Annotated in this window: 15 protein-coding genes; 11 read left to right on the top strand and 4 right to left on the bottom strand. The window is 33.5% G+C overall.

Annotated features, from left to right (window positions below; translation table 11 throughout):
• Positions 1 to 8: 8 nt before the first annotated feature.
• Positions 9 to 647 (bottom strand): DUF1579 domain-containing protein, encoded by a 639-nt coding sequence (locus ACZZZA_RS04730; RefSeq protein ID WP_463430046.1) that lies wholly within the window; start codon positions 645 to 647, stop codon positions 9 to 11.
• Positions 648 to 770: 123 nt separating this feature from the next.
• On the opposite strand from ACZZZA_RS04730, the gene ACZZZA_RS04725 reads away from it, so the two are divergent.
• The 11 genes from ACZZZA_RS04725 to ACZZZA_RS04675 all read left to right on the top strand — a co-directional run bounded on the left by ACZZZA_RS04725 (position 771) and on the right by ACZZZA_RS04675 (position 8,851).
• On the top strand, positions 771 to 1,466 hold the full coding sequence (locus ACZZZA_RS04725) for an NUDIX hydrolase (protein ID WP_463430045.1): 696 nt from the start codon (positions 771 to 773) through the stop codon (positions 1,464 to 1,466).
• A 328-nt stretch (positions 1,467 to 1,794) separates the two neighbouring features.
• Positions 1,795 to 2,337, top strand: coding sequence for an NADAR family protein (locus ACZZZA_RS04720; protein WP_463430044.1), 543 nt, complete (start codon positions 1,795 to 1,797; stop codon positions 2,335 to 2,337).
• 117 nt (positions 2,338 to 2,454) lie between these two features.
• A complete protein-coding gene (locus tag ACZZZA_RS04715) occupies positions 2,455 to 3,426 on the top strand; it encodes an SPFH domain-containing protein (protein ID WP_463430043.1) in 972 nt (323 codons plus the stop codon).
• 66 nt (positions 3,427 to 3,492) lie between these two features.
• The gene (locus ACZZZA_RS04710) at positions 3,493 to 4,401 is read left to right on the top strand and encodes an NAD(+)/NADH kinase (protein ID WP_463430042.1); all 909 of its coding nucleotides are present in this window, start codon (positions 3,493 to 3,495) and stop codon (positions 4,399 to 4,401) included.
• 17 nt (positions 4,402 to 4,418) lie between these two features.
• Complete coding sequence (locus tag ACZZZA_RS04705) at positions 4,419 to 4,886, top strand: macro domain-containing protein (protein ID WP_463430041.1); 468 nt, start codon at positions 4,419 to 4,421, stop codon at positions 4,884 to 4,886.
• A gap of 15 nt (positions 4,887 to 4,901) precedes the next feature.
• Positions 4,902 to 5,942, top strand: coding sequence for a DUF2971 domain-containing protein (locus ACZZZA_RS04700; RefSeq protein WP_463430040.1), 1,041 nt, complete (start codon positions 4,902 to 4,904; stop codon positions 5,940 to 5,942).
• Complete coding sequence (locus ACZZZA_RS04695; RefSeq protein WP_463430039.1) at positions 5,939 to 6,625, top strand: SIR2 family NAD-dependent protein deacylase; 687 nt, start codon at positions 5,939 to 5,941, stop codon at positions 6,623 to 6,625. Before ACZZZA_RS04700 ends, ACZZZA_RS04695 begins: the two co-directional genes overlap by 4 nt.
• On the top strand, positions 6,625 to 7,566 hold the full coding sequence (locus ACZZZA_RS04690) for an ADP-ribosylglycohydrolase family protein (RefSeq protein ID WP_463430038.1): 942 nt from the start codon (positions 6,625 to 6,627) through the stop codon (positions 7,564 to 7,566). Before ACZZZA_RS04695 ends, ACZZZA_RS04690 begins: the two co-directional genes overlap by 1 nt.
• Before the next feature lie 10 nt (positions 7,567 to 7,576).
• Positions 7,577 to 8,119: an RNA 2'-phosphotransferase gene (locus tag ACZZZA_RS04685; protein ID WP_463430037.1), complete on the top strand. Its 543-nt coding sequence runs from the start codon at positions 7,577 to 7,579 to the stop codon at positions 8,117 to 8,119.
• Entirely contained in the window at positions 8,120 to 8,407 is a 288-nt protein-coding gene (locus ACZZZA_RS04680) for a metallophosphoesterase (protein WP_463430036.1), read from the top strand. It abuts the gene before it with no gap.
• A gap of 54 nt (positions 8,408 to 8,461) precedes the next feature.
• Positions 8,462 to 8,851, top strand: a complete 390-nt coding sequence (locus tag ACZZZA_RS04675) for a hypothetical protein (protein ID WP_463430035.1) — start codon at positions 8,462 to 8,464, stop codon at positions 8,849 to 8,851.
• Between the two features lie 36 nt (positions 8,852 to 8,887).
• On the opposite strand, the gene ACZZZA_RS04670 is transcribed toward ACZZZA_RS04675, so the two are convergent.
• The 3 genes from ACZZZA_RS04670 to ACZZZA_RS04660 all read right to left on the bottom strand — a co-directional run bounded on the left by ACZZZA_RS04670 (position 8,888) and on the right by ACZZZA_RS04660 (position 12,669).
• The gene (locus tag ACZZZA_RS04670) at positions 8,888 to 9,772 is read right to left on the bottom strand and encodes a cupin-like domain-containing protein (protein WP_463430034.1); all 885 of its coding nucleotides are present in this window, start codon (positions 9,770 to 9,772) and stop codon (positions 8,888 to 8,890) included.
• Between the two features lie 217 nt (positions 9,773 to 9,989).
• Entirely contained in the window at positions 9,990 to 11,189 is a 1,200-nt protein-coding gene (gene lysA, locus ACZZZA_RS04665) for a diaminopimelate decarboxylase (protein WP_463430033.1), read from the bottom strand.
• Between the two features lie 256 nt (positions 11,190 to 11,445).
• On the bottom strand, positions 11,446 to 12,669 hold the full coding sequence (locus ACZZZA_RS04660; RefSeq protein ID WP_463430032.1) for a 3'-5' exonuclease: 1,224 nt from the start codon (positions 12,667 to 12,669) through the stop codon (positions 11,446 to 11,448).
• Between the last annotated feature and the right edge of the window lie 91 nt (positions 12,670 to 12,760).

Raw genomic sequence — 12,760 nt, 5'->3', positions numbered from 1 at the left:
GTTTGCTATTATTTTTTGGTATATTTTATTTCCATAGTCTTAAACTCTTTTCCTGTTTTAGAATCTGGTCCGTACATTTCCATTTTTTGATTGTTGTCATCAATAAATGTGAAAACTTCTCTCACCTCACAGTCTTTTCCGGGTCTTGATGGATCGGTCATTTTTCCTTTAAATTCAATGGCTTTTTTGGAAGCATTCCAATCGCCTTCCAGAGTCATTAATCCGGTTCCCATATTGTCAATCGATGTGCTTACAAATTTCTTTTTAGAATTATCGTAACCGGTTATATTCATTCCTTCGAAGGGCATTCCCATAAAATCTCCTTTGTGTTCGCTGGTCTGATAACGCCCGTCAAAGATCATTTTATTAGTTGTTGTTGATGTACTTGTCATCGGTTTTCCTCCGTCTTCCATCCACATCGTATTTTCTCCAGACCAAACCCCGTCAGATTTTGCCAGCATTTTCTGCATATCTCCGGGAGTTGCGTAGTCCATCCACGCTTTAGTGGCTGTTGCAGAATCTACAGGTTTCCACTCTTCTTTTTCTGTAGTTTCGGTTTTGTCTGAACCTGTTTTAACATCCATTTTTACTTTATCGCAAGCGACAAACAATAACGCAGTACAGGCTGCGAAGAATAATTTTTTCATAATGGTTTAGTTTTAAGTTGATTATAAATTTAATGAAAAATTAGATTCAAAAATAAATTATTTTAATCTTGACAATTAGGTTTCTAATGACTAATTTTGTGTATTCGTAACGCAAATTAAATTATGGGTTCTACTAAAAAATTACAGGATATAAAAGTGGCTGTCGATGCTGTTATTTTCGGATATTTTGATAAGCAGGATCTTCAGATTCTTTTAATTAAAAGAAAAATTGACCCATTCAAAGGAAGTTGGGCTTTGCCTGGAGGTTTGGTTTTGGATGACGAAAATCTGGATGATGCAGTAAAAAGAGAATTGCAGGAAGAAGCCGGCATAAAGCCTGATTTTTTAGAACAGCTCTACACTTTTGGAAATGTAGGTCGTGATCCTAGGAACAGGGTGGTTTCTGTGGCTTATTTAGGACTGGTTAATCCTTCTTATCATGAGTTGTTTGCAGATTCTGATGCAGAAGATGCACAGTGGTTCAGTGTCAACCAGCTTCCGAAATTAGCTTTTGACCATCAAACCATTATTGATATTGCATTAAAAAGACTTCGTACTAAAATTCAATACCAACCGATTGGCTTTAATCTTCTGAATGATGAGTTTGTATTTTCTGAGCTGGAAAATCTTTACAAAACAATTATCGGACAAGAAATAGACCGCCGGAATTTCCGAAAAAAAATCATGAGTTACGGACTTCTCAATGAAACTTCTCTGTTTAAAAAAGAAGGAAGTGGAAGACCCGGTAAATTGTTTTCTTTCAATCAGGAAAAATATAATGCGCTTGAAGAGGAAGGGTTTTATTTTGAAATTAAATAGCTTTTAAATACAAGTTGTCCGAATGTTTTTAACGAATAGTACAAATAATTGAATCTACTTTTCAAAAATGATTTAATGATTATAGTTTTTTCATCAATAGGAACGGGCTTTAGCCCGTTTTTCAAGATATTAGTCTACTTATGGCTTTAGCCAAAATTGATTTCAAAGAATCTCATCGAGCAATCGTGAAAATTATTTGTGAAAAATGAATTTGGGTATTTTTTTTCACTGTGAATCAATGTATTAAACAATTTAGCGTAAAATAAACGCAAATATATTTGTATGTTAAAATTAAAACTTCTTATATTTGTGTAATAATAACGCAATTATGAGATACACATTACAAAATACAATCATAAAGTTTCAACAAAAAGAAACCATAGATTTTCTGTTTTTCTGGGGACACACAGTGAAAGAGGAAATTACAAAAGCTTGTTTCAGTCAATGGTTTCCTATTCAATTTGAAGAAAATGGGATTGAATATAAAACAGCCGAGCATTATATGATGGCCGAAAAGGCGAGGCTTTTTAATGATGATGAAATTTTAAAAAATATTTTAAACGCAGAAACGCCCAATCAGGCAAAAAATTTAGGACGAAAAGTGGAAAACTTTGATCCGCAAGTTTGGGACGACCGAAAGTTTGAAATCGTTACTAAAGCTAACTTTTTAAAATTTTCACAAAATCAAAAATGTAAAGAATTTTTACTTTCAACAAAAGACAAAATAATAGTAGAAGCAAGTCCATACGACACAATCTGGGGAATAGGAATGTTGGAATCTGATGAAAATATTACTAACCCACTGTTATGGAGAGGCGAAAATCTTTTGGGATTTGCTTTAATGGAAGTGAGAGATCTACTCAATAGTTAAAATAAGAAGCTTAGAATAAAGCATAACCATGCACTTTTCAATTAGCGTAAATATAACACAAATATTAATTTAAAACCTAAAGCTATGTTTGGATTTAAACACATCAAATTTGATTCAATGACTTACGTACTTCATTTTAAAAATGGAAAAATCGTAAAAGAAGGAAGAGGATTGTCATTCTTCTATTTTGCTCCAAACTCTTCTATTGCTGCCATTCTGATGGGAAGTAATGATCTGCCGTTTATTTTTAACGAAAATACTTTTGATTATCAGACGGTGAAAATTCAGGGACAAATCAGCTACAAAATTACTGACCCAAAAGCTCTTTCAAACACGTTAGATTTTACCGTGAACGATGCAGGAATTTACAAGAAAAATGATATCGAAAAGCTGAATCAGAGGATCATTAATATTGCTCAGACTTCTACATCCTCTTTTATTCATGAGTTGAGTTTAAAAGATGCCATCCGTTCTGCAAAGAAAATTGAAGGCAATATTTTGGAAGGATTAAAGTCTTCAGAAGCCATTCAAAGCATGGGGATTGAAATTTTGGGAGCTAATATTCTGGCGGTTCAGACTACACCCGAAATGGCAAGAGCTTTAGAAACCGAAACAAGAGAAAAGCTACAGCAACAGGCAGATGAAGCAATCTATGAGAGACGAAATTTTGCAGTAGAGCAGGAAAGAAAGATCAAAGAGTCTGAACTGAATACTGAAATTGCAGTTGAAGAAAAGCAAAAACAAATCGAAGAAAAAAGAATGGAAACAGAAGTTCAGCAGGAAGAAAACAATAAAATTTTGAGAGAAATGAAGATTGCCGCCGATATTTCTGTAGAAAATCAAAGAAAGCAACTGATCGAACAGAAAACAGAAAACGACAGAAAAGAGGCAGAAACTCAAGGATATGTTTTGGAAACGTCTTTAAAACCCTACAAAGATATAGACTGGAGAGTGTTGACTGCGCTCAATGGAAATCAGGATGCAAAATCAAACATTGCTTTAGCCTTCAGAGAATTGGCAGAAAATGCTGGAAAGATCGGAAATCTTAATATTAGTTCAGATTTATTGGAAACAATTTTGAAAAAGTAAAAAAGTATTTTTAACACTAACTTCTAACTTCTAACCTCTAATTTCTAACCTCAAACTTCTCATACAATGAAAATCGAATACGCCATCATCATCAAAAATAAAACCAGGTTAGAATCTTTAATTGAAAGATTTAATACCAAAGCTCAGGCTCAGTTTTATATTGAAAGTTCAGGAGGAAATTTTCAGGAGTATGTAGATGAGCATGAAAAATTTTATCAGTCATTTCTGGAAGTTCAGACTCAGTTATCCAAAGTCATTAAAAATAAAATCATTGAGAAAGAGTTTCTTCCGTCTTATATTTTCTCTGAAAAAAATTTGATTATCGTTATCGGACAAGACGGATTGGTTGCCAATGTTGCCAAGTATTCCAAGAATATTCCGATTATTGCTATTAATCCGGATGAGGAAAGATATGATGGTGTTCTGCTTCCTTTCAATGTTAAAAACTTTTTGAATGGTGTGCAGTCAGTTATCAACGAAAACTTTAGTTCAAAGAAGATGAGATTTGCGGAAGTAGTATTAAATGACGGTCAAAAACTATTGGCAGTGAATGATTTGTTCATCGGAATATCTTCTCACAGCTCAGCAAGATATAAAATTCTTCTGAACGGAAAAGAAGAAACCCATTCATCCAGCGGAATCATTGTTTCCACCAAAACAGGAAGTACAGGCTGGCTGAGTTCGATTTTCAATATGGCTTATGGAATTTTAGGTTCTACCAAACTTAAATATCCAAAACTGAATGATGACGATTTGTATTTTGCAGTGAGAGAGCCTTTTAAAAGCATAAGAACTCAAACCGAAATCTGCGGTGGAGCAATCAAAAGAGGAAATAAGCTTGTTATAGAATCTTTAATGCCAAATAATGGTTTTATATTTAGTGACGGAATCGAGCAGGATTTTCTGCAGTTTAACAGTGGCGCAACGGCGGAGATTAGGTTGTCTGATGAGGTGGCGGTGTTGGTATTAAATTAGGAAAAACTAAAATGAAAATGATAAATTATTTAAAAGGAGATGCAACAAATCCTCAGATTGAGGGAAATAAAATTATCACCCATATTTGCAATGATATTGGAGGTTGGGGAAAAGGTTTTGTAATGGCAATTTCTAAAAGATGGAAGAAACCTGAAAATAAGTATAGAACATGGTTTCAGAGTGAAGAAAATTTTAATCTTGGAGAAATTCAAATAGTTCAAGTTGAAGAAGATATTTGGATTTGCAATATGATTGGACAGCATAAAACTATTACCAACTCCAAAGGAATTCCCCCAATTAGATATGAAGCTGTTGAAAAGTGTTTGGAAAAACTTTCTAATGAAGCTTTGAAAATGAATGCAAGTATACATATGCCAAGAATTGGTTGTGGTTTGGCAGGCGGAAAATGGGAAGAAATTCAGCCAATTATTGAAAGAACATTGTTGAAAAATAATGTGGGAGTATATGTTTACGATTTTGAATAAAAAAAGAAATTAATAATGAAAGTTTATAAATATAGATCAATAGAAAAGGATGTTTTTGAAAGAGATTTTGAAACTATTAAAAATAATTCTTTCTATTCATCAAATTATACCATGTTAAATGACCCTTTTGATATTTATTTTAATGAAGAAATATCTCAGTTAATAAAAGGATTGAAGACTTTATTCCCATTTAAAGAGTTAGATAATTTTGAAACTCAGTTTAAAGAAGTTTTAAATTTTAAAGAAGAAATAGGTGTTTATTGTTTAAGTACAGATTTTTTAAATGAACAATTATGGGCTTACTATGCAAGTTCATATTCAGGATATTGTATCGAATACGATTTAGATAAATTAGTTGATAAAGGTCAAAACTTTGATTTCCAATATCAGTTTATGGTTGATTATAAAGATAATATTCCGACATTAGGTGTAGAAGATATGATAAACTTACAGAATAATTTTATCAAAAAAATGTTTGCCACAAAAAAATCTACATGGCAACATGAAAAGGAAATTAGATTAATTTTTGATAAATATGGAATGAAAAAGTTTCATCCATCAGCAATCACAGGAATTTATTTTGGAAGTAGAACTCCAGAAGTAATTAAGGAATCTTTTTATGATCTTTTTGAAAATAGGGATGTGAAATTTTATGAGATTTTTCCTTCAAATTTTAAGTTGGAATGTAAACTTATTAATGAAACGAAGAGAGAAATGAAGTTTGATATAAGCCAATTTGAGTTTGAGATTCTTAATTATAATTCTAACACGATTAACCAAACTTTTCATATCTTTTATAAAGGCATTGAAAATGAAGATATTTTGAAAGAATTTATTTTAAGCTTCAAAGAAAAATTTTGTAATAAAGAAAATTACACACTATATCTATACAACAATAAAATCGTTAAAGATATTTTGGATGTTTATCCAAAAAATGATGAGCAACATGTTAAACTTGCTGAATCTTTAATTACTTATATTGATAATGATAGTGAAAATATTATTTTTTATCCTTACAAAGATTTTAAATATGATGAAATAATTAAAAACAAATGAAAAAACTCACCATATTAAGCGGTGCCGGAATCAGCGCCGAAAGCGGAATAAAAACATTCAGAGACGGAGATGGTCTTTGGGAAAATCATAATGTAACCGATGTAGCGAGTCCGGAAGGATGGAGGAAAGACAGAGAATTGGTTCTTGAATTTTATAACCAAAGACGTCGACAACTCCATGAAGTAGAACCCAATGATGCGCACAAATTAATCGCAGAACTAGAAAAATATTTCGAAGTTCAGATCATCACTCAAAACATAGATGATCTGCACGAAAGAGCAGGCTCAACCAATATTATTCACATTCACGGAGAATTGTTTAAATCTTGTTCGAGCAAAAATAAGGCTTTAATGTATGATCAAAAAGGCGACATCAAGATCGGAGATAAAGCTGAAGACGGAGCACAATTGCGACCTTTTATCGTGTGGTTCGGAGAAGAAGTTCCTTTGATGAAGGAAGCTACAGAAAAAGCAAAAGAAGCCGACATTTTCCTCGTTATCGGAACATCTCTGCAGGTTTATCCGGCTGCAGGATTAATTCATGAGATTAAAGATGATTGCTTATTGATTGTCATCAATCCAAACGAAACCGGTTTCGGCTACGGACAGAGAGCTGTTGTGATGAAAGAAACCGCAACCAAAGGCATGAAATTGTTGTTTGATAAGCTTGTAAATTTAGCCTAATGGAAAATATTATAAAAGCCGGAATTTTCGGAGTCTGTATTGGTGATGCTTTGGGTGTTCCGGTGGAATTTAAGAAGCGAGAAGATCTAAAAAAGTCCCCAGTTACCGAATATTTGGAATATATGTCATGGAATCAACCTAAAGGAACTTGGAGTGATGACAGTTCATTAACTCTCTGTCTTGCAGAAGTATTGACGAAAGGTTACGATTTAGAAAAAATAGGAGAGAGCTTTGTTAAATGGAACAAATATGGACATTGGACGGCACACGGAAGACTCTTCGATATTGGCGGAACAACAAGACATTCCATTGTAAGATTAATTAAAGGAGAAAGTGCCAGATTTTCAGGAAATATTTTTGAAGAAGATAATGGTAATGGTTCTTTGATGCGAATCCTTCCATTAGCTTTTTATTTTAAAGATGAAGAAAATGTTGAGAACTTATATCAAACCGTAAAAGAAGTTTCGTCAATTACTCACGGACACTTTCGTTCTGTTTTTGCATGCTTTATTTATGTGATTTTTGCTATTGAACTGATTAAAGGAAAAGATAAAAAAGAAGCATATCATCATGTTCAAAAGACAGCTTCGGAATATGCAGAAATTCAAGGTTTTAACCAAAATGAGATTGAGCTGTTTCAAAGAATTTTAAAGAATGATATATCTAAATATAATGAAGATGAAATTAAAAGCAGCGGTTACGTCCTTCACAGTTTAGAGGCTTCATTATGGTGTTTCCTAAACTCAGAAAGTTATTCTGAAGCTGTTTTGAAAGCAGTCAATCTAGGAGAAGATACCGACACAACCGGAGCCATCACAGGTGGAATCGCAGGAATTTATTATGGTTTCGAAAATATCCCTGAAGAATGGGTTGCTGAGCTAGTGAGGAAGGAGGATATTGAAAAGCTGTGTAGTAAATTAGAACACAAATTAATGAAATAAAACAAACACCTTGAACGAAATACAAAAGAAAAAAACCAGCAAATTCCTGAGCTATGTTCTCAGGCATCATCCCGAAATCATCAATTTAAATTTGGATAAAAACGGATGGGTAGATGTTGATGAACTGATTAAAAAATCTAACAACGATTCTCAGGGTTTTACCTTTGAAGAGCTGGATGAAATCGTGCAGACCAATTCTAAAAAACGATTTGCTTTTAATGAAGATAAAACAAGAATAAGAGCGAGTCAGGGTCATTCGGTTGATATTAATTTGGATTTGATACCACAACAGCCTCCGGAATTTTTGTATCACGGAACGGCACAAAATAATGTCGCATCTATTTTAGAAAAAGGAATTGAAAAAAGAAGCCGGCAACACGTTCATTTAAGCCAGGATAAAGAAACCGCTACCAACGTCGGAATGCGCCACGGAAAGCCGATTATTCTAACCATTAACACAAGAAAAATGTTCGAAGACGGAATTGAATTTTACCTTTCTGATAATCAAGTTTGGCTGACAGATTTTGTAGATACTAAATATATTTTAAGATAAATGAAGAGAACTTTGGCAATAGGAGACATTCATGGAGGATTCAAAGCATTGAAACAAGTTTTCGAAAGAGCAAATGTCACAGTAAATGATACATTAATTTTTCTTGGAGATTATGTCGATGGCTGGAGCGAATCATCCCAAATTATCGAATTTTTAATAGAACTTTCTGAAAACCAAAAATGTGTATTCATTAAAGGAAATCACGATGCGTGGGACGGAAGACTGGCTTTCTACCGGAGCACAACCAAATGTTTGGCTTTTCAATGGCGGACAAAGTACGGTAAATAGCTATCTGATTATTCTTTGGAAGATCTGGAAATTCATTTGGAATTTTTTCAGAAAATGAAAAATTTTTATACAGACGAAGAAAAACGTTTGTTCATCCATGCAGGATATTCGTCTATGCAGGGGCCGGAAAAAGAGGTGTATTCTAGTAATTATCGCTGGGACAGGACGTTGTGGGAAACCGCTGTTGCGATGGACAAAAAACTTTCTAAAAACTCAGAACTGTATCCTAAAAGACTTCTTTTGTATAAAGAAATTTTTATTGGTCATACTCCTACTTTACATTTGGGAATTTCGGAGCCTGTTAATAAAGCAAATGTCTGGAATCTAGATACAGGTGCGGCTTTCACAGGATCACTAACAATAATGGATGTCGATTCCAAAGAATTTTGGCAAAGCGACTCGTTACAGTCTTTTTATCCAAATGAAAAAGGGAGAAATAATTAATTCAAAAAAATACGCTCCAGTTTGAAGCGTATTTTTTTATTTTTTGGGTAAACCTTTTTTCAAAGCATAGTTAGCTCTTTCGATAGCTTTTTTTTCTTTCCAATCCATGTATCTCTTTTTATATCTGCCTTTCATGAAATTGTCAAAATTTCTCTGAACAGTCAGATTCCAGAGAGAATGGGCTTTTACTCCCCAAGATTTATCCCATGCTCTAAGAGATATTGAGAAACTTCCGTCGAGATATTTCATCCAGTGCCACCATCCCGTCGGCATGAATAGAGTATCGCCATGTTCAAGAAAACATTCGATACCTTCTACACCATCCAGAGCAGGGAATTTTTCAAAATCAGGATTTTCAATGTCAAAATCTTCCAGGGCATAAGTTGCATAAGGTAATTTGTATAATCTTTCTTTCCATTTGTTTTCAAAAAGCAAAACATGTTTTCTGCCATTAAAATGGGTATGGAAGATATGCGCCAAATCGATATCATAATGCAGAAAAGTTACAGAGCCTTTTCCTCCGAAAAACATACCCGGATATTTATCTAGAAAACCACCCATTAATTCTTTTGGCGGAATGTATTCTTCAAGTAACTTGGAGGCATGTTTTATAGGGTCAAAAAAGAAAATTCTCAGATCTGTCGGCTCTCTTTGGATGAGATCAATATAATCTGCAAATTTCATTTCTGTTGTAGGAGCATTAATAGGAGCTGCAGGATCTGCTTTTGAGCTGTCATATAAAGGGACTGTTATATCACCTACTACTTCTTTCACATAATCCATTGTCCATTTTTGGTAGGCAGGCCATTTTTTAGCCATGTTTTTGATGACTACCGGTCTTCTGGGCTTCAGATATTTTTCACGAAATTCTTCCTGAGTAATATCATCAACAATATCTATAGGTCTTAAAATAACCCCCATTTTTCTATAAATTTTATGTTACAAAATTATTAAATAAATATATACGAAAATTGAAATACTTTTCTTTTTAATCTATAATGTTCATCAGATTTATTTGACTGTATTATTAACTAATATTTGCTCAAAATGGTTAAAGTATTTTCCTTTAAAATAAGATTTAAATAAAAAGCTCCGCAGAAATATTGCAGAGCTTAATATATTTAGAAATTTAATTAAATTATAAAACTTCAATCTGATTTCTGAGTAAATCTTCAAATTCATCTCTTTTTCTGATTAAATGAGCTTTACCATCTAAGAAAAGAACTTCAGCAGGTTTTAATCGTGAGTTAAAGTTTGTACTCATTTCAAAACCATAAGCTCCGGCTGTGTGGAATGCTAAAACATCACCTTCTCTTACTTCATTCAGTTTTCTGTCCCATGCGAAAGTATCTGTTTCACAGATGTTTCCAACTACGGTATAAATTCTTTCTGCTCCTTTTGGATTAGATAAGTTTTCAATCGTATGGTAAGAATCGTAGAACATCGGTCGGATCAAATGATTAAATCCTGAGTTCACTCCAACAAAAACGGTTGCCGTTGTTTGCTTGATCACATTGGCTTTTACCAATAGATAACCGCATTTCCCTACAAGGAATTTCCCTGGTTCAAACCAAAGTTCAAATTTCTTACCGGTTTCTTTAGAGAAATCTGCGATTGCTTTTTCAACTTTTTTACCTAAAGCTTTCACATCAGTTTCCATATCACTTTCCTGATAAGGAATTTTGAAACCGCTTCCCATATCCAGATATTTCAGATTCGGGAAATGTTCAGACAATTCAAGCATAATTTCCAAAGCCTGCAAAAATACTTCAGGATCTTTAATCTCGCTTCCGGTGTGCATGTGAAGACCTTCCACATTCAGGTTAGTGCTTTTCATCACACGTTCGATGTGACGCATTTGGTGGATAGAAATACCAAATTTTGAATCGATATGTCCGGTCGAGATTTTATGATTTCCACCTGCATAAATATGCGGATTGATTCTTACAAAAATAGGATAGGTGTTTCCGTATTTATTCCCGAACTGCTCCAGAATCGAAATATTGTCGATATTGATGTGAACACCCTGTTGCATAGCTTCTTCAATCTCAGCCAGGTCAACACAATTGGGTGTGAAAAGTATTTTCTCTTTAGGAAAACCTGCTTTTAAGCCTAATTTTACCTCACTGATCGATACGCAATCCAAAGAAGCACCTAAGTTCTTTATGTATTTTAAAATATTGATGTTTGTTAAAGCCTTTGCGGCATAAAAAAACTTGGTGTGTTTTAAAAAAGAAGATGTAAGTTTTTCGTATTGAGTTTTGATCGATTCTGCATCGTAAACGTACACCGGTGTGCCAAATTCCTGGGCAATCTTTAATAATTCTTTTGAATTCATAAATTTAATTTTACATAAAAAAAGGCAGATTCTTCGAAAAGAGTCTGCCACAATAATTATTTTTTATGCAAGGCAACTCTTTTAGGTATTCCAAACCTTTGAAAACTTTACAGCTCCCTTTTTTCCGGTTTGATTTTGTTTAAAATTTTGCATTGCTTTTTTTATTCTTTTGCAAAAATACTATTTATTTTGAGAAAATGATTTGAAAAGCAGATTCTTGTGGATAAAATTACAGCTAATGGTACAAAAAGGCACTTTATTTCGGCAAAGGCATTGTTTCGAAATCACCTTTAAGTAAGGCCAGTTGCAAATCATTGGTAAGATCTGTTGTCGGTAATGGCAAATCGATTTTTAGTTTCAAAATTTTGCTTAAGGTTTGAATTTGGGTAAACAATTCATAAAAACCATAAGCAACCGCTTTTCCGTTTTCTATGATTAAAAACAATTTCTCTCCTAATTTTCTGCCGCTTCCCAGCCAAAGTTCGTTGCGTTTTCTGAAGTCAATCTTCTTTTTGAAAGTTTCAACATCTTGATATTCGTAAATTTTGCTGATAAATTGTACTGCTTTAGAACCCTGTGTGAAGGCTTTGAATTTAAGAATCGGTTTTTCGGTTTTATTTAAAGTATTTTTTTCAACCAGATATTTATGGTTTCTGAAGTACAGTCCGAAAGGAAAAACTTCTCTTTTTTTGATACCTTTTGAATTTAAAATCAATTTGGCAATGATATCAGTTCCGGTCAGTTCAAAATGAATTTGTTCAGCTTCGCGCTGAATTTCCTCGAATTTCTTCAATTTAGAATTAAAAAGTTTTTTAGAAAACTTATTAATATCCTGTACATATTCTGAAAGAATAATTTTCCCAGATTCATTCTGGAAATAAACAAAACCTTTTTCGCTGGGTAAATCCTGAGTTAACAGCTTGATTTTGTTGATGTAAGTCTTTGCATTGGTTTCATCATGCTGTTCCTGTAAGATTTCGTTGCCGGTATCTTTTGAAATCAAAAGCTTAAACAATTCTAAGGTAGCTCTTGCATCACCTTCTGCACGATGTGCATTAACCAATGGAATTCCCAGTGATCTTACCAATTTTCCCAAAGAATAACTTACTTCATCAGGAACCAGTTTTTTGGCCAAAGGAATTGTATCTAAAGTATTGATTTTGAAATCATAACCAAGCCTTTGAAACGATTGGCGGAGCATCCTGTAATCAAATTCGATATTGTGGCCTACCAAAGTAGTTCCTTCCGTAATTTCAATGACTCTTTTAGCCAATTCGTGAAATTTCGGGGCGGTTTTGACCATTTTCGGACTGATATTGGTCAATTTTTGAACAAAAGGGGTGATATCACTTTCAGGGTTGACAAGCGAAATAAATTGGTCGACAATCTTATGACCATCATATTTAAAAATGGCGATATCAATAATGCATTCTTTTCTGAAACCTGCACCATTGCTTTCTATATCTATAATTGAATACATTTATTTTCTTATCTAACTTACAACATTTATCAAAAACTGAACCTCAAAAATCCCAGCACAAAAAAGGAACACCGCTAAAATAATCAAAATA

The sequence above is a fragment of the Chryseobacterium sp. AC405b genome (genome assembly GCF_979258685.1).
This window is presented reverse-complemented; position numbering and strand designations above follow the sequence as displayed.